The 15,892-nt window shown below is 70.5% G+C and carries 16 protein-coding genes and 1 pseudogene; 5 read left to right on the top strand and 12 right to left on the bottom strand.

Going from position 1 to position 15,892, the window contains the following annotated elements; translation table 11 throughout:
• Positions 1–44: 44 nt before the first annotated feature.
• The 4 genes from ACLLJJ_RS33955 to ACLLJJ_RS33940 all read right to left on the bottom strand — a co-directional run bounded on the left by ACLLJJ_RS33955 (position 45) and on the right by ACLLJJ_RS33940 (position 3,812).
• On the bottom strand, positions 45–215 hold the full coding sequence (locus ACLLJJ_RS33955; protein ID WP_434598278.1) for a hypothetical protein: 171 nt from the start codon (positions 213–215) through the stop codon (positions 45–47).
• Between the two features lie 104 nt (positions 216–319).
• A complete protein-coding gene (locus ACLLJJ_RS33950) occupies positions 320–595 on the bottom strand; it encodes a hypothetical protein (RefSeq protein ID WP_434598276.1) in 276 nt (91 codons plus the stop codon).
• 294 nt (positions 596–889) lie between these two features.
• Entirely contained in the window at positions 890–1,372 is a 483-nt protein-coding gene (locus tag ACLLJJ_RS33945; RefSeq protein ID WP_434598274.1) for a hypothetical protein, read from the bottom strand.
• 685 nt (positions 1,373–2,057) lie between these two features.
• Positions 2,058–3,812 (bottom strand): PcfJ domain-containing protein, encoded by a 1,755-nt coding sequence (locus tag ACLLJJ_RS33940; RefSeq protein WP_434598272.1) that lies wholly within the window; start codon positions 3,810–3,812, stop codon positions 2,058–2,060.
• A 310-nt stretch (positions 3,813–4,122) separates the two neighbouring features.
• Between ACLLJJ_RS33940 and ACLLJJ_RS33935 the strand changes: the two are divergent.
• Positions 4,123–4,466, top strand: a pseudogene (locus tag ACLLJJ_RS33935) (transposase); the annotation flags it as partial.
• Here ACLLJJ_RS33935 and ACLLJJ_RS33930 read toward each other — a convergent pair.
• The 3 genes from ACLLJJ_RS33930 to ACLLJJ_RS33920 form a co-directional block, all read right to left on the bottom strand.
• Entirely contained in the window at positions 4,463–4,744 is a 282-nt protein-coding gene (locus ACLLJJ_RS33930) for a hypothetical protein (protein ID WP_434598271.1), read from the bottom strand. The pseudogene ACLLJJ_RS33935 and the gene ACLLJJ_RS33930 overlap by 4 nt on opposite strands.
• 106 nt (positions 4,745–4,850) lie before the next feature.
• A complete protein-coding gene (locus ACLLJJ_RS33925) occupies positions 4,851–5,051 on the bottom strand; it encodes a hypothetical protein (protein ID WP_434598269.1) in 201 nt (66 codons plus the stop codon).
• Positions 5,052–5,694: 643 nt separating this feature from the next.
• Positions 5,695–6,246, bottom strand: coding sequence for a hypothetical protein (locus ACLLJJ_RS33920; protein ID WP_434598268.1), 552 nt, complete (start codon positions 6,244–6,246; stop codon positions 5,695–5,697).
• A 121-nt stretch (positions 6,247–6,367) separates the two neighbouring features.
• On the opposite strand from ACLLJJ_RS33920, the gene ACLLJJ_RS33915 reads away from it, so the two are divergent.
• The 3 genes from ACLLJJ_RS33915 (at position 6,368) to ACLLJJ_RS33905 (ending at position 8,035) form a co-directional block, all read left to right on the top strand.
• Positions 6,368–6,655: a DUF6207 family protein gene (locus tag ACLLJJ_RS33915; RefSeq protein WP_434598266.1), complete on the top strand. Its 288-nt coding sequence runs from the start codon at positions 6,368–6,370 to the stop codon at positions 6,653–6,655.
• Between the two features lie 11 nt (positions 6,656–6,666).
• Positions 6,667–6,927, top strand: coding sequence for a hypothetical protein (locus ACLLJJ_RS33910; protein ID WP_434598264.1), 261 nt, complete (start codon positions 6,667–6,669; stop codon positions 6,925–6,927).
• Positions 6,928–7,051: 124 nt separating this feature from the next.
• Positions 7,052–8,035 carry a phosphotransferase family protein gene (locus tag ACLLJJ_RS33905; RefSeq protein WP_434598262.1) on the top strand — a complete coding sequence of 328 codons (984 nt, stop codon included), beginning with the start codon at positions 7,052–7,054 and terminating at the stop codon, positions 8,033–8,035.
• Here the strand turns inward: ACLLJJ_RS33905 and ACLLJJ_RS33900 are convergent.
• The 5 genes from ACLLJJ_RS33900 to ACLLJJ_RS33880 are packed head-to-tail and all read right to left on the bottom strand — an operon-like array spanning position 7,996 to position 14,085.
• A complete protein-coding gene (locus ACLLJJ_RS33900) occupies positions 7,996–9,288 on the bottom strand; it encodes an ATP-grasp domain-containing protein (protein WP_434598260.1) in 1,293 nt (430 codons plus the stop codon). The two genes, ACLLJJ_RS33905 and ACLLJJ_RS33900, sit on opposite strands and share 40 nt — an antisense overlap.
• Positions 9,285–10,433, bottom strand: a complete 1,149-nt coding sequence (locus ACLLJJ_RS33895; protein WP_434598257.1) for a glycine amidinotransferase — start codon at positions 10,431–10,433, stop codon at positions 9,285–9,287. The genes ACLLJJ_RS33900 and ACLLJJ_RS33895 overlap by 4 nt, the downstream gene beginning before the upstream one ends.
• A 28-nt stretch (positions 10,434–10,461) precedes the next feature.
• Entirely contained in the window at positions 10,462–11,433 is a 972-nt protein-coding gene (locus ACLLJJ_RS33890) for an aspartyl/asparaginyl beta-hydroxylase domain-containing protein (RefSeq protein WP_434598255.1), read from the bottom strand.
• A gap of 15 nt (positions 11,434–11,448) precedes the next feature.
• The gene (locus tag ACLLJJ_RS33885) at positions 11,449–12,855 is read right to left on the bottom strand and encodes a hypothetical protein (protein ID WP_434598252.1); all 1,407 of its coding nucleotides are present in this window, start codon (positions 12,853–12,855) and stop codon (positions 11,449–11,451) included.
• Positions 12,856–12,915: 60 nt separating this feature from the next.
• On the bottom strand, positions 12,916–14,085 hold the full coding sequence (locus ACLLJJ_RS33880; protein ID WP_434598250.1) for a cytochrome P450: 1,170 nt from the start codon (positions 14,083–14,085) through the stop codon (positions 12,916–12,918).
• A gap of 365 nt (positions 14,086–14,450) precedes the next feature.
• Between ACLLJJ_RS33880 and ACLLJJ_RS33875 the strand changes: the two genes are divergently transcribed.
• On the top strand, positions 14,451–15,770 hold the full coding sequence (locus tag ACLLJJ_RS33875; protein ID WP_434598248.1) for a helix-turn-helix transcriptional regulator: 1,320 nt from the start codon (positions 14,451–14,453) through the stop codon (positions 15,768–15,770).
• Positions 15,771–15,892: the final 122 nt, after the last annotated feature.

The following is a 15,892-nucleotide window of genomic DNA, read 5'->3' as shown; positions in this document are numbered from 1 at the left end:
GGGCGCCCCGCCCAGATGCAGGGCGCCGCAAGGGGGTTGGGGTGTCAGGCGCTCTGGCCGGTCTGTTGAACGTCATTGAAAAGGCCGGCGAGGTTGTTCGCGCCCTTCAGTGCATGGGTCTCGGTCTCAGCGATGGCGACAGCTAGCCCGGAGTGGTGACCGATGCGCCACCGGTAGAAATCGCCGTAGTTCACGGTGTCGGGCAGCTGGTACACGTGCAGGCCCGGCACCGGAGACGTGGATGGCCCCGGGGAGGGTTCGGGTCGGGGTCAGTACGGCTGGGGAGAATCCGCAGAGTGTGGGGTCGGTGCGGTGCGGGTCAGGCTGCGGTGGTGACGTTCGTGCGGAACTGGCGGACGGTCCCCCGGTGTCCACAGCCATCTCGGCGCATGTAGCACTCGATCGGGTCTTCATCGCGGAAGCCGTCGTCGTCTGGAATGACGCGGCCAGGGAAGTGGTCGTTGTCCGGCTGGGAGACGCCCAGGAAGCTGATCCCGTCGTCGAACATGACCACATTCATCGTCATCTGCACCACGAAGGCGGTCTCGTTGGAGCACTCCGGGCACCGAATGCCCGCAAGGTTCTGGGTGTTCATGGCCACCTTCAACATTGGTCGTCGATGATGTTCTTCAGAAGCTGATCCGGATCGGCTCCGCCGATCTGCTCGCCTCTCACGAGAAAGAAGAAGCCCCGCCGCAGGGGTGGAAGCTCCACGCGACGGGGCCATGGTCACCGCTCTACGGCGGCCTTGCTGCGCGGGATGCGCCGGTGCGCCTCGCCCGACCTGCGATGTCCATGACACTGAGTGCAGGCGATGAACTCCGGACTCAGATGGGACGAGGATCGTTGCTCCTTCACTCCGAGGCCTCCCATCGCACGAGTGCAGTGATCAGTAGCAGAACCACCAGCCGCAGCCGCGCTCGTCGAGGCAGCGCACGCCGCCCCCGATGCCGTAGCACTCCGGGTTGATTTCACAGTCGGGGCAGGTCTTACCGGTGAGCTCGAAGCGGCCGCCGTCGACGACGGCGACGTCGCCCGCGAACCAGCCGGCAGTCGGCACGGACTTGCCGTAGAGCCGAGCCAGCACGGCGCAGCTCGCGCGGTGGGCCTGGTTCAGCTCAGAGTCGTAGACCTCGTCAGCGACGACCAGGTTCCTGATCCAATCGGCCAGCATCGAGATCGTGAACCCCGCGGGCAGCTCGATCCGGTGTTTCTGGAGCACACCCATAATCGCCGCCTCGGGGGTCAGATTCTCGGTCCGGCGGGAGTGCTCGATCGCCCGGGCGAGCGGGCGGCTGACGGTCGAGAGGGAGACATTGCGGTGCTCACCCTCGGGCAGCAGGGAAGCAGTGTTGGATGCAACAGCGGTCATGGTCCCGGTCCTTTCGTCGCGACCCGAGCGGGCCTGTCATCAGAGACAGAGAGCCCCCGGCGCTGCTTCGCTGCGTATGGGCACGGAAGAAGGAACCCCACTCCGGTGCATCCGCATCGGGCCGGGCTTCTACTGGCCTGGCGCTCTACCGGCGGCTGTCCCGGATCGCCATGAGCAGCTCGCCGAGCATGTTCTGCCCCGGCGTCCCGGCATGGACCGGGCAGAGGCACGAGCCCCAGAACTGGTCGTGTCAGTGGTTGGTCTCCACGAGATCGAGGTTGCCGGGGCCTCCGGCCGCACGGCGAGGTCGGGCAGCGCGAACTTCGCGACGAGCACCTGCTGCATCACGCGCACACGGCCGCCGGTGTTCCATCTGGGGCGCAGCGCCGCCTGGCGGCCGAATCGCTTGCGCTGCCCCGGCGTCGCCGCGGCGAGGATCTCCGCTCGCTCGGCGGGGTCGATCGTTTTCAGTGCGTTGAAGGTGTGCTCGCCGGAGGCGCTCGTGCCGCCGAGCAGGGGTATCTCGAAAGGAACGGTGTCGAGGTTGGAGAGGAAGTCGAGCTCGTCTCCTCGAAGTCAGGCACAGGACTGCGAAGTCGACCCGAATCCGCGGCCACGGATCCCCACCTGCACAGGAAAGATGCCTCCCCGGCGCAGCACGGGGCTGCAGCCGGGGAGGTATCGATCACGCGGCCACCACGTCCCGGACCGGCAGCGCGAGCTGTTGCAGTCCGAGCGCGTGCTCGTACACCGGGATCCCGTTGCCGGTGATGGCGTCGAGCACCAGCTGAGCAGAGCACTTCTTCAGTTCCTTGACCGCGTCGCGGTTGTTGGTACCGAGGCACTGCGTAATGCCACTCTCGTAGTTGATCTCGATGTTGAGCCGTACGCGGCCGTCCGCGTCGTCGATCACGGCGACGAAGATGTCTAGGCCCAGCATGTGCGCGTAGCCGGCGATGCAGTTGTTGAGCTGCGATCCCCATCGAGCCAGAGCGTCCGCGTCGCGTGCGACGACGAGCTGGAACCCGCCGACGCGCATGCCGTCGAGCTTCTCGGCGACGTCCGCGGCCCACGCCGCGCGCTTCTTCTCGCGGGAAAGGCGCTCCTGACGGTAGCGCTCGGCCCGCGCTTCGCGTTCGCGCTGCTCAGCGGTCATCAGCTCCCGCCGGTACTCGACCAGAAGCTCGTCGGCGGCTTGACGGAACTCCGGGTTCTTCCACAGCTCCCAGGTCGCGGTCGGCAGGCCACGGCCATCGAGCCGGGCGATCTGCTCGTTGTAGCTCTGCATCTCGCGCAGCGCGTTCACCTCGTCGATCATGGCGCTGATCGCCTGGTTCGAGCGCGCAACCGAGCGGCTTTCCACCCGGGTCTCGGGTATCGAGCGAACCAGGGTCTCCAGGTCCTGGGTGCTGCGAATGTGACGCTGCCCCCGAACCTTGATCAACTCGGGCAGGAGGTCCAGGTCGCGCATCTGCACGTAGGCATTGCCGAGGCCCCGCACGGTGTCCCCGATGATCCGGACACTCTGCGCAACGGGTTGGGCGAGGACCCGCCCCAGGATCGGCCGGGGCACGCAGCGGAACAATGTCCGGGCCCGCACGAGTTCGGCCGGCCTCAGGGAGATGTAGTGGTTGCTCTCGGTGCGGCGCATCGACTCGATGATCCAGTCGATCGGCACGAGCCCGCGGAACAGGCGGAACCAGTTCAGCACGCTCATGTCGTGGGACTGACGCGAGTCCGCCCTAGTCAGCATTCGCTCGGCCAGGCGTTGGATCTCGCGCGCCAGAGGCTTGCGGTAGCGTGTCTTGCCGAACACGTTCTCCGCGACCGTCTTGTAGTCCTCGGCGTCCAGGAAGTGCATCTGGCCCGAGTGTCCGAGTCTGCGGGGCAAGACATGTTCCAGTAGCGGGAACCGCTCGTTCACCACGGGCAAGTCGCCGATCAGGCGCAGGGCCTCGCCCTGCAGGTGCTGGAAGATCAGGTTCATCTGTGCCTGGATCTCACGCCACCCGTGGCCCTCGAAGTCGGGCCCCTCGATGACGCGGACGTCCAGGTCGATGACGTCCCATTCGTAGCGGAGCAGGGCCTGGTTGCCGAGCTCGTGCAGAAGCTCCGCGAGTTGGTACTCGCCGCCGGCGAAGAGATGCTGGGTACGGTTCCTCCGGCTGTCGTTCTCCAGCACGCGGAGCGCCACGAGCCCGACCTTGGTACGCAGCAGCGAGAAAGCCTGCACGGTCTGCCAGTAGTAGAAGACCTTGCCGGAGGCGCGCATCCGATGCACGCGACGCCACACCGAGCCCGACACGGTCACGCGGCCATCGGGTGCGGTACGCGCGACAACACGAAGGCTCGTGCCGGTGCGGACGCCCTCGACGGTCGGCTCGATCTGGTCCTTGAGGAACTTGACGTGCAGCAGCACGCGCTCGCTGTTCTCGGACATGGGTGCCTCCCGCGGAGTGTGGAACGTGGATTGCGAAGACGCTGCAGGACGCAGCACCGGCCACTCGGCAGTGCTCGTCTGAGAGGCACCCGGGATCGGCTTCGCCGATCTGCTTGCGAAAAGGAAGAACCCCGTTGCCGTAGCGCGAAGCTCAGACGACGGGGTCCTGTGAGTGGGTCGCGGTCAATGCCCAGGCGCTCTCGATGCGCGTCGCACCGGAGCCGTCATGCAGCTCGTGCACGCGAAGGCGCCCAGGATTCCAGGAACCCTGGGCGCGCGGATGAATTGGTCAGCGGTCCTTAGGCGATGCGCACAACGTGAGCGAAGGTCACGGTCTCTGCGGCATCGCAGTCGAAGCCGCGCTCCCCGGAGTGGCGGATATCCTCGACGGGATCCGCGTCCCGCGCACCACGACCAGGCGGCCAACCGCCGCTGGCGCGGCGCTCGGGGTGGCCGGCCGCCGGCCTTCGACAAGGAGATCCACCGCGACCGCAACGTGGTCGAAACGATGCTTCGCCCGCCTCAAGCAGTTCCGTGGCGTCGCGACCAGGTTCGACAAGCTCGCCGACCCCTACCGAACCGGCGTCGTCCTGGCCTCCTTGATCCTCTGGCTCCGCGAACCGGCCAGGTGATCATTTGTCAGACAGGCCCTAGCGGGGTCTACCGGGCAGCTTCGCTGCGAGTTCCGGGTGGGCCGCGTTGATGTACCGCATCGCGACTTCCTCGTAGGGGTGGTCGAGGGGCTCCGCGTGGTCGGGGCACGTCGGATCGACGTACGCCGACCCCGTGTTGTCGTATCCGGAGAGTCCGATGTCGGACGGGTAGAAGCAGAGCCCGCAATAGACGGGTTCAGGGTCATCCTCGGGGAGGCGGTGATCGGAAGCCTCGACGGTGGAGTCGTCGTTCGGATCGACAGAATGTGCCGTGCTCATGAGGCGCGCCTCACTATGGCGCTGGCCATCGTGTCGAGGAAGACCACGATGGCCCGGTCGATGTCTGGTCGGCACAACACAGGCGCGGTAGTCCTCACTACAGAGCTCAGATCCGGTCCTGGGAGCGCGCCACCATAAGCTCGAAGATATCGAGGTGCTGCTGGAAGAGCGCGGCCTTCTCAAGCTCGCCGTCGGCGGTGCGCACTGCAACGTTGGCCGCGAGGAACGTGCGCAGGTCAGCGATCTTTTCGGCGTTCGTCCTCTCGCCAGCGGAGACGAGTTTGAAGTTTCTCTGGGTCGTGACCATGACGGTTCCTCTCTGTGATGTGGTCTGTCAGCAGCGGCCGTCGTGCTTGGCGGTGTGTCGGCGCACAACGGCTTTGGCGTGAAGTGCCGACCGGCGTGTAGGGCCTCGGCGTGCTCGGCCTCCCGCCGGTCGGTCTGTCGAGCTGCGCGGCGGCCGGCCCCTGCTGGATGGCCACTTCGCGCAGCGCCGCGATGGTGAGCGCGATGACGCCGGCGATGGCCCGCGGATCGTCGCGCAGCTCGTAGACGATGTCGAGCATCCGCTCCCGGCCGGTGCTCCCGTGCGGTACCTGCTCGAGCACCCGCTGAACGGTCGCCCGCGCCCGGCCGGTGGCGGCAACCTGGTCCTCGACGTTGCACAGCGCGCCTCGTCGAGTCCCTTGCCGAACAGGGTCCGCTGCTCCTCGGCGGCCGTCAGGACAGTGAGGGCGGCGGCGTCCTCGGGCACCAGGCGGTCGAGGTCCGGGACGCCGGCGCGGGTTCGCAGGTGGTCCGGGCAGTCCTCGAACACGATGACGGCCAGGCAGAACGGCGATGTGGAGCGTGTGGAAGGCGGAGAAGTCCGCGGCGTGCGCCGCGAGAACGGGCAGAGTGGGCCATGGAGTATTCGGCGGCGCGCTGCTGCACGATCGGCCAGTAGGGGTTCACCGGTAGTCCCCGTCCCACGTGTCGTCGTACGGGCCCTCACCATATCCGCCGGCCTCGTTCTCCTGCGCGTCGGCCTCGGCCCAGCGTTCCTCGTCGGCCGCGTCGAGCGCGTACTCCAGGCTCCGCTCCTCGTCCGGGTCGTACGGCTCGCGAGCATCGTCGGCCATCTGCGCCCAGTACGCGGCCTCTTCCTCGGCCTCGTGCTCCGCGCGTTCCTTGAGGCTGAGGCTGGCCAGCCACGCCTCGTGCTTCTCGCGTTCGGCCGTGTCCCGGGCCTCGCAGTAGCCCTGCCAGACAGGGGCGGGGAAGTGGGGTTCGAGCGAGCACCAGCCCCAGCCGCCGTCGTACTGGCGGTGGCCGGCGGGGCGGGTGCAGCGTCCGCCGTCGAGTGGGTGCACGATGCCCGAGCAGAGGAGGACGAGGTCCTTCGACGGGGTGCGGCGGGGTGCGCCGCGCAGCTCGGCGAGGACGTCGGGGTAGCGGCGGCCGGAGCTGCGGGCGATCTGCCGGGCCTGGCGCTTGAGGTGGTCACTGCCGGTTTTGGTCACGGTTGTCTCCACAGCGGGATCCCACGCTTCCCGCCGGACGTCGCATGATGGACTGCCGGGCAGTCGCGGGTGAACTCCGGCCAGCCCCGTAACCGTCGTGGGGCGGGGCGTCTGGCAGGGCATGGGAGACATCACCACGGCGCACCTGTCCGGGCCGGGCACGGGGTTCGTTGAGATCGTCGCGTACGACGAGGCCACGGTTCGGCAGATCGCGGACCGGCTATCTGCCTCCTGGGCGTCGAGCGGTACGCCGGGGTCCGGCAGGTCGGGCGCGTACCCGGGTAGACGACGTTCACCGGCCGGGTGTACCTGGACACCACCCTCCCGGCGCCCAGGCAGCCCCGGGTACTGCCAGCGGACTGGGTGCGGTTCTTCTCACCGCCCTAGGGCGGCCGGGGCGACGGCGTGAAGCCGACATGCGTGCGCAGCCGGCGGAACGGCACGGCGTGCGAGCGGCAGGCCGCGGAGTGGCCGCGCGGGTACGGCGCAGACGATCCTGGGGCGTACTGGTCGCACCTCACCGAGGAGGAGCAGCAGGAGTGCCTGCGGGTCCGGCAGGCGTACAAGTCTGCGTTCTGGGCGCTGAAGCGCGCGCACGAGCAGGACGCCGGGCACGGCCGGAACGAGCGGTGCCAAGACTGCACGTGGCCCTTCGGGAAGATGCCGCCCGCCGCCTTATAGGCCCCCAGGCGGTCAGCTGTTTTGACGGGTGGTGATCCGGGCCGCGTCGCCAGGGGGGGATGCGTTTCGGCCGTGTCGCCGGTGTATGTGACGAACAGCCCGCGAGCGGGGCATCCTGAGCGGCATGGACTTCCAGCCGGTTGAGCGCGCCTCGGAGGCGTTCCAGCAGTCACTGACCGTGGAGGAGATCGAGAAGGTCTGCCGACGGGCCTTCGGGGGCGCCGCCACGCCGGTGTCCGCTGTCGAGCTGGGCACGGGGATGTACAACAACGTCTATCGCGTGACGGTGGCCGGACAGGAGCGGCCGGTGATCCTCCGGGTCGCCCCGGAGCCCGCCCGGCAGTTCCGGTCCGAGCGTCATCTGATGCGCAACGAGTACGCATCCGTGCCCTACCTCACGGTGATCGCGCCGCTGATGCCGCGGGTCATCGCGGCGGACTGGTCGCACGATGTGATCGGCCGGGACTGGATGGTGCAGGGTCTCCTCGACGGCGTCCCGGCTCCCGAGCGCCTCGGCGACTATCCCCGTACGGCCTGGCCGACGTTCTTCCGGCAACTGGGCGGCATCACCCGGTCCGTGCACGACGTGGGCGGACCGCACTTCGGACCCGTCGACGGCCCGGGATACGCCACCTGGAGCGAGGCGGTGATTGCGTCGCTGGAGGAGATCGCCGCCGACCTGGACGGCGTCGGCCTGGACGCTGCCGACGTGCGGAAGGTCGCCGCGGTGGCCGCGCACGACCGTGCCGTGCTCGACGAGGTCACCGAACCCAGGCTGCTGACCGGGGACCTGTGGACCGTCAACGCCCTGCTGGCCCCTGCATCCCCCGAGCCGGTGATCACCGGCGTCATGGACTTTGATCGCTGTCTATTCGGGGACCCGGCGGCTGACTGGACCATCCGCATGGCGACGGCCAAGGCGGACGAGCGGACCGCGTTCTGGGAGCCCTACGGCGCGCTGGACCGCTCGCCCGCGGCGGTGTGGCGGGCGCGGGTCTACGAGGCCCGGCACCTGGGCGCGATCCGTCTGGAGCGCCACCGGCTGGGCAAGGACTCGGTCGGTGAGAGCTACGGTGCGCTGGCCGAGGTGCTGGCCGGCCTGACCTGACCGGTGTTCTCCGGGAGCGGTTCGACGTGGAGGCGGACCCGGCGCAAGAGCGCGTCGGCCCGCTCCTCGACCTCGCCGGAGTCCGGGCCGGTGACCACGAACGACCCCAGCCGGTGCCCGTTGGCGCCCGGCTCGTGGACGGTGCCGCCGATCGCCGCCCGCCAGCGGACGAACGGTACGCCCAGCCCCGTCTTCGGGAACCCGCACACAGACGTCAGCCGTCCGGCGTGCGGGCTGGTCACGAACCGCACGGTCGCGTACCCGCGGGCGGTCGGGGCGAGCGCGGCCGGGCGGGCGAGGGCGACGTCGAGCAGCGCCGCCCAGACGTCGATGCCCAGGGCGTGCTGGATCAGGACCCCGATCTGCCCGGCGGCGAGGCGGGCGCCGATCTCGATGACCGCGCACCGCCCGTCCCCGCCGACGATGACCTCGGTGTGCGAAGCGCCGTTGCGGATGCCGGCCGCGTCGATGGCCGCCTCTACTTCCCGGTACACGGCCGCCTCGATGGCCGGGGGCAGGCGGATGGGGAGGCTGTGCCCCGTCTCGACTCGCTTCGGACCGCCGGTCACCTGCTTGCGGGTCACGGCGAGGTGCGTCGTGGTGCCGTCCTGCGTGAGGGACTCGATGCTGTACTCCGTCCCTGCGGCGTACGCCTGGACCAGGACGCGCGGGTCGCCGCCGCTTGCGTACATGCCGATCACCTCACGGGCGGCGTCGGCGGCCGCGGCCGCACCGGCCGGGCCGGTCACCACCGTGACCCCGGCGGAGCCCGCCGCGGACAGCGGCTTGACGACGCACGGGAAGCCGACCCGCGGGTCCGCCAGTGCGGCCCGCAGCCCGGCCTCGTCCCCGGCGAGGACCGAGTGCGGGGCGCGCACCCCGGCCGCCGCGAACGCCTCGGCCATGGCGGCCTTGTCCCGGGCCGCCCGCGCCCGGCCCGGATCGTTGCCCGGCAACCCCAGCTCGGCGCAGAGGCGCGCGGCGAGCTCGGTCAGGTACTCGTTGACGGTCAGCACCGCGCCGACACCGCAGCGGCGGGCATACGAGGCGATCTCGTCGAGAGCCCTGTCGGGCCGGGTGAAATCGGTGACGGCCCGCCCGGCCAGCAATCCCTTCAGCTCCGGTCCGTAGCCCGCGTACGCCGCAGCGGTGGTCGCGGCGTGGACCTGGTGCCCCCGGGCGGCGGCCGCCCCGGCGAGGGCGCCCGCCTCGGGGCCGGCCGCGTCCAGCAGCAGCACGCCCGGCAAGGTCACGACAGGTAGTCCTCGAAGCCGCCGGTGCGGTGCGTGTCCAGGGTGAAGCAGTGGAACCCGCCCCCGAACAGGCGCCGGTGCCGGTGCCGTACGGGCACCACGTCGAAGCCCTCGGCCTCCAGCAGCTTGGCCAGGCCGGTGCACTCCCCGTTGACCAGTACCGTGCGCTCGTCGACCGACAGCACGTTGAGGTCGATGTAGGGGCTGGTGAGGACCAGGTCCTCGTAGTCGTCATACACGGGGAACGCTCCCGAGTCCGGCTCCGGCGGCACGATGTAGCGCCACGAGCGCAGCGGTTCGGGCATCAGGTCCCGGATGCCGTCGTGCCGGGCCAGGAACACGCCCGGCTTCAGGGCGAGGACCATGCTGTCGATGTGGTTGTCCGCCATCCGCCACACCCGGTGGACGCGGTACTCGTGGCCGAGGTGCCTCTCCAGCCACTCGGCGCCCCGGGTGTGGTTCTCCTGCGCGACGTTGACGACCAGGTCGCGGCCCAGCCGCAGCACCTGCGCGCCGTCCAGCATCATCTCCACGCCGACGTCGTACGGACTGGCCTGCGGGTCGTCAATGGCCTCCGTCGGCCCGCCCAGGGTGGTCGCGGTGTCCCGGGCGTACGACAAGTCGAAGCTGTTGTCGGTGAGGGTGGGGCGGGGCATCGTCGTCCACCGCGCGCCCTCCTCCCAGTAGGCGGTGAAGACGGGGGCCAGGAGCCGGGTCTCCAAGTAGCGGGAGCGGATCGCGGGCGGCATCTCGATGATCTCGCCCCCGAGGATCAGCGTGTTGTCGCGGACGTTCAGCGCCGGGGTCGGGGCGGCCTCCCATCCCAGACCCGCGATGGGCTTCGCGTCCGGCGGCAGGTGCAGCGGCCGGTGCACGGCGACCCCGAGCCCGGCGAGAGTGGCCGCCAGGTCCTCCACGTCCTCGTGCAGCTCCTCGGCGTACCGCGCCTTGATGGTCCAGCTCTCCCGGTGGCCGGCCGCCGCCTTCATCAGGCGCGGATAGGCCCAGTCCGACCGGAAGCCCTTCAGGTTCTCGTGGTGGAACAGCTCGAAGCTGACGTCGCGGTCGTGTCCCACGTAGTTGGCGGCGGACCCGACGATGACCTCCTTGAGCGGGGTGAAGTCGTCGTGACTGTTCACGCGCATGGGTGTTCCTCTCCGATGTGCGGGGCGGTCAGGCGGTGCGGGGCGCGGCGGTGACGTGCCGGTCGGCGAGCGCGCGCCCGCGGCGGACCCGCAGGGTCAGGCCGCCGTCGCCCTGCGGCTGAAGGGTGCGCTGCTCGCTCCAGCCGGAGAACCGGAACTCGGCGTTGTCGACCGGAACGAGCGCGAACGTGCGCCCGGCGACGATCAGGGCGAGGGTGTCGTCGGCGTCGCGGTCGATTCGGGCGGGGATGAGGGAGCCGTCCAGCGGGGCGGGTGCGTCGAAGTCCGCGAACCCGGACGGCAGCAGTGCCTCGTACGGCAGCCCGGCGGGCCAGGTGGGAGTCTTGGCCGGGTCGGTGTGGTTGAGGAGGACCTCGCCGCGGGTGAGGAGTTCCTGCCAGGAGTTCGGGAACCAGGCCGCGAGGTCGGCGGTGAGCAGGGCGTCGATCACGGCGTGGACCCGGGTCACCGTCTGGCTGGTGTTGCGGACCAGGTGCTCGCGGGAGAAGTCGCCGTACCAGCAGGTGCCCGGCTGCCAGCAGTGTTCGACGCCGTCCAGGACGAGCACTGCGCCCGGGTCGGTGACGACGGGGATGTGCAGGCGCACGATGCCTCGGTCCAGGCGGTACTTGGGGTCGCAGTGCGCCTTCGAGACGGCGCCGGGCCCCAGCGCCATCAGCCGCACCGCGTTCAGCGGGGCCGGGATCGAGCCCAGGATCTCTGCGAGGTAGGGGAGCTGGTCGAGCCAGCGTGTCGCCTTGAACGGCTCCGGGCCAGGGCCGCCCGGGTCGGTGCGCTCCGGATCGCCGCCGAGGCTCCGCAGGGGCAGGACCCTCCAGTCGATCGCGGCGGGCTGGCCGGCCTGTCCGCCGTAGGTGTGGGTGCGCTGCACGTTCCAGGTGTGGGTGGTTACGGCCGTGAGTTCGGCCGCGAGCCGGCCGGAGTCGAAGACGGGAGAGAGTTGGGCGGCCTCGGCGGCCGCGGTAAGGGAGGTGGTCATGGCTGGGACTCCCGGTCAGGAGGAGAAGGACACGGCGCCGGTGCCGATGTGCCGGCTGGCGTCGTAGGTGCCGGCGGCCACGGTCGCGAACCGCGCGTCGAGCCGATCGAACGCGGCCGTGTGGCCCTCGGCGGGGTCGTAGGCGAGGCAGAACACGAACTGCGCCGGCTCCCCGGGGGCGAGGGGGATGGCGGGCATCGACACGATCGCCCCGGTTCGTGTGGCCGGGTTGTACGCCAGGCCCAGCTCGTCGAGCGCGGCCAGGAAGGCGGCGAAGGAGGGCACCGCCCAGGTGGGCGGGACGTGGTACTCGACCACCTGCCGGGCCGGGGCGGCGGCGACGTCGACGATGCCGTGGGCGATCGACTGGTAGATGTGCAAGGACCCGGAGACCTGGGCGTTGACCTCGGTGAACACCACCCTGCCGTCGGGCAGGACCAAGGCGTCCGCGCTCAGATGCCCGCGGTAGCCGAACGCCCGGTACGCCTCGGCCAGCCGGGCGCCGCCGTCCAGCAGCGCCGCCCGTACCGGCTCGGTGACGCCGTCCAGCGGCACGACCTGGTGGCTCAGGCGCCGCCCGACGTACAGCAGGCGGCCCGTCTCGGTGGCCCGGGTGCCGTCGTCGGAGGCGTAGTGCTCGGAGTACACCGCATCCGCGCCGGGCGCGAACTCCTCGATGACGACCGGCCACCGGCCTTCCCCGCTCGCCCACGGCCACCGCTGGGCCCAGTACGCGGCGATGCCGTCCGGGCCCGGGGCCAGGTGGTGCAGGTGCCGGGCCCCGACGTGATCCACGGCCATCTCCGGCTCGCGTACGAGCAGCTGGTTGCCGACCCCGGCCCCGTTGTGGGCCTGCTTGACCACGACCGCCCCGGATACGGAGTCCTTCAGCAGTGCGCCGGTCGATTCGGTCGCTTCGGCGAGGCTGCGGCAGATCCGGCCCGGCAGGATCGGCACCCCGGCCGCCGCCGCCAGGGCCCGGAAGTTCGCCTTGTTGTTCCCGATCTCCCCGCCGCCCTGCCCGAAGAAGGCCGCGCCGGGGAAGCGGCCGGCCACGCCCAGGGCGTCGGCGAGCCGTGATACGGCGGCCGACGGCCACAGCGCGAACACCTCGCTGACCCCGCCGGCCCCGCCCTCGCCGAGCGCGGCCCGCACCTGCTCCACGAACGCGGGCTCGGTCAGGGAGGCGGGATCGAGCAGCCTCTCGCCCCACGCTCCGGGCGGGGCGACCAGCACGGTCAGCTCCTCGCGCTTCACTCCCGTGTGGGCCAGGGCGTAGTCGACGAACGCCTCATCCGGCTCGCAGCACAGGACGAGCAGGTCACCGGGGCGGGCGAACCACAGCAAGCGCTGCGTCCAGGCCCGCATGTCGTGGCGCTCACGGATGGACGGATCGATGTGGTTGCCGATGACGATGCGCACAGCGGACTCCTTCAAGACGTGAGCGGGCGAACGGCGCGCGGCGCCGGGGCGGGGAGAAGATCAGGGGAGGAGGGCGGCGGGCAGCGTGTCGAAGGCCCGCATGGTCGCCGTGCGCCGCCGTACGCCCTCGCCGACAGTGGCCAGGCGGGCGGGGTGCTCGTTCAGGGCCGCGACCAGGGCACGCAGCCCCGCCTGGGCGACGGTCGTCCCGATGCAAGCGTGCGGCCCCCACCCATAGCCGAGATGCCGCTTCGGCGTACGGTCCAGCATCAGCTCGTCGGCTTGTGTGAAAGCAGCCGGGTCGCGGTTGGCCGCCGCGAACAGCGGGACGACCTTCTGCCCGGGGGCGATATCGACGCCACCGATCCGGCACGAGCGCACCGCCGTGCGCGTGGTGCCCTGCACCGGCCCGTCGAAGCGCACCAGCTCATCCACCCCCGTGGCCAGCAGCGACCGGTCCCGCATCCGTTCCAGGGTTCCCGGGTGGGCGAGGAGGGTGTGGACTGCGTTGCCGACGGCGGCCGCCATCGTGCTGTAGCCGCCCTGGAACATCACCCTCGCCGTGTTCTTCACGTACAGCCGGGCGAGCGCGTCGGAATCGGGGGCCGCTGCCTGCCGCGCGTGGGCCAGCAGGCCGGGCCGGGCCGAGGACGCGAACCAGGAGTCGACCAGGTCGCTCAGCTGCTGGCGGGCGATCCGGCCCGGCTCCACGAGCGCCGGGTTGAGGCCGCCGTCCATGCTCCGCATGATCGCGTCCGACACCGCGGCGAACTCCCCGTACGGCGGGGGCTCGACACCCAGCAGATCGGCCACGACCGCCACGGACAGCGGCACCGCGATCTCGGCCATCACGTCGAACGGGCCCCCGCCGACCAGTTGGTCGAGCCGCTCCCGCACCACGATGCGGGCACGGTCCTCGACCGCAGTCAGGTCCTGGGCGCGCAGCGCGCTCATGAACAGGGAACGGACCCGGCTCTGCTGCGGCGGGTCGAGCGTCTGCACGCTCAAGGACGGCTCGGGCACCGTGCCCCCGGTGCGCCGCAGGTCGCGGGCGAAGCTCTCGTGGTCGCGCAGCACCCGCACGCTGTCCGCGTACCGGGTCAGCGCCCACGAGTCCATGCCCGCGTGCCAGAACACCGGCTCACGCATCCGCAGTTCGGCCAGCACCGGGTACGGGTCGCGCAGGACCTCCGTGTCCAAGGGGTCATAGCGGTCAGTCACAGACGACATCCCGGGTCCTTCCAGAGCGGGAAGGGCGGGCCCACCGCAGCGGGCCCGCCCCGGATTCCTCGGGCTCAGTGGTCGTACGACATGGCAGCCCCTCCCTATGCGTTGGCGACGGTGGGCGTGCTGTGGGTGGCGAAGGCTCCGGTCGGCCCTCGCCCGGCGGGCGGGGAGGTGCAGCCCGGCGGACGGGAAAAGGCCGTAGGGACGGTTTCGTCACCGCTTTCCGCCCAGTTACACGGGTGCCGGGCGGAACACGACGAGTACAGCGGCCGCCGGTCGCGGTGCCCAGAGGAAACGCCTATCCCCGCCCTATCCCCGGTCTTCCGGAACGGCTCTCCCAGGCACACAGGGGGTGGTGCAATAGGCGGGTGGACGACGAAATCCGCCACCCCCTCGCGCACGCCAGGAACGAGCGCGGATGGTCGCAGGAGGAACTGGCCCGCCGTATCCGGCAGGCCGCCAAGCGCCGTGGCCTGCGCTCGGGCACCAGGGGGTCAAGGGTCTCCAAGTGGGAGACCGGCCGCGCCGCCCCGGACGAAGACGAATCCCAGCCGCTGATCGCCGAAGTCTTCGGCATCGACTACGCGGCCGTCGCCCATCTCGGCTGGCCCAACTGGCTCCCGGGCCAGGACACACCGCTGCCCCTGGGCCCGCACAACGCCGTTCCCTCACTCCGAGAGGCCCTGATGACCTCCCTGGACCGCCGGTCGTTCCTCGCCTACACCAGCGGTTCGCTGGCCGTTCTCGCCCACCAGTGGGCCATTACCGAGCCCGGACGGTTCGCGCGCTTCGCCGCGCCCGGTGAAGTCGACGCCGAGATGCTTGACTGGCTGGAGGAGAGCGGGGCGGAGCTGATCCGTCTCGCCACCGAACGCAGGCGCCGCACCCGTCATCTGCTCGACGCGCACCTGAGCACCGTCACCGAGTTCATCAGCGAGTCCCGCTACACCTCAGCCGCCGGTAAGCGGCTACACACCCTGGCCGCTTCCCTCTCGCAGGCCATCGCCTGGCAGCACTTCGACGAACGGCGCCACGCCTCCGCCGGCCGCTTCTGGCACGCCGCCCTCCACAACGCTCACACCGCGCACCAGCGCGACCTCGGCGCGGGCATCCTGTCCGACCTCGCGTACCAACTGCTGTGGCTCAAGGACGCCCGCACCGCCGCCGACATCCTCGAACACGCCATCCCCCGCACCCAGCACCCCACAGCGAGGTCCCTCCTCCACCTGCGACAGGCCCGCGCCCTTGCCGTCCTCAACGAGGACGGCCGGTGCCGCCGGGCTCTCACCGCCGCGGAGAAGGCACTGGACACCGTGTCGTACGACCCCGCCCCCGCCTGGTGCTCGTGGATGTCACATGCCGACCTGGCTTCGGACGGCGGCCGTTGCCTCGCCGATCTCGGTCAGCGCCGCCAGGCTCACCGGCTCATAGACGAGGGCATTGCCCTGCTGCCCGCCACCCGCTCCAAGACCAAATCCGTGTTCCTGACCTACCAGGCCGAGACCTACCTCCGCGACGGCGAACCCGACATCGCCGCGGCGACGGCCACACGCTCCCTCGACCTGGCCGGCCGGATCGACGCCCCCCGGTGCGTGACGATGGTGCGCGACCTCGAACCGGCCTTCGCGCCGTACGCGCACACGGCAGGCGTTGACGAACTCCTCGAACGGCTCCGAGCCGTCGGCTAGGCCGATCCTCCGCACATAGCTGAATCGGATGAACTGATGAGTTGGCCGGTACTTCGATAAGTGCGGGTCGTTGTTCTGGACGTGCCGATATCTCGTTCGTGTCGTTCCCGGGTCCAGCGCCC

The organism is Streptomyces sp. A5-4, assembly GCF_051131715.1.
In the GTDB taxonomy this organism is placed as follows: Bacteria; Actinomycetota; Actinomycetes; order Streptomycetales; family Streptomycetaceae; genus Streptomyces.
Note: the sequence above shows the minus strand (reverse complement) of the source record. Positions and strands in the feature narration are given on the sequence as shown.

Excerpts from the sequence above, each read along its gene's own strand:
- ACLLJJ_RS33905 (WP_434598262.1), top strand. The coding sequence starts at position 7,052 with ATGGACTTCCAGCCGGTTGAGCGCGCCTCGGAGGCGTTCCAGCAGTCA.
- ACLLJJ_RS33880 (WP_434598250.1), bottom strand. The coding sequence starts at position 14,085 with ATGTCGTCTGTGACTGACCGCTATGACCCCTTGGACACGGAGGTCCTG.
- ACLLJJ_RS33950 (WP_434598276.1), bottom strand. The coding sequence starts at position 595 with ATGAACACCCAGAACCTTGCGGGCATTCGGTGCCCGGAGTGCTCCAAC.
- ACLLJJ_RS33930 (WP_434598271.1), bottom strand. The coding sequence starts at position 4,744 with ATGAGCACGGCACATTCTGTCGATCCGAACGACGACTCCACCGTCGAG.
- ACLLJJ_RS33890 (WP_434598255.1), bottom strand. The coding sequence starts at position 11,433 with ATGACCACCTCCCTTACCGCGGCCGCCGAGGCCGCCCAACTCTCTCCC.
- ACLLJJ_RS33940 (WP_434598272.1), bottom strand. The coding sequence starts at position 3,812 with ATGTCCGAGAACAGCGAGCGCGTGCTGCTGCACGTCAAGTTCCTCAAG.
- ACLLJJ_RS33915 (WP_434598266.1), top strand. The coding sequence starts at position 6,368 with ATGGGAGACATCACCACGGCGCACCTGTCCGGGCCGGGCACGGGGTTC.
- ACLLJJ_RS33895 (WP_434598257.1), bottom strand. The coding sequence starts at position 10,433 with ATGCGCGTGAACAGTCACGACGACTTCACCCCGCTCAAGGAGGTCATC.
- ACLLJJ_RS33945 (WP_434598274.1), bottom strand. The coding sequence starts at position 1,372 with ATGACCGCTGTTGCATCCAACACTGCTTCCCTGCTGCCCGAGGGTGAG.
- ACLLJJ_RS33925 (WP_434598269.1), bottom strand. The coding sequence starts at position 5,051 with ATGGTCACGACCCAGAGAAACTTCAAACTCGTCTCCGCTGGCGAGAGG.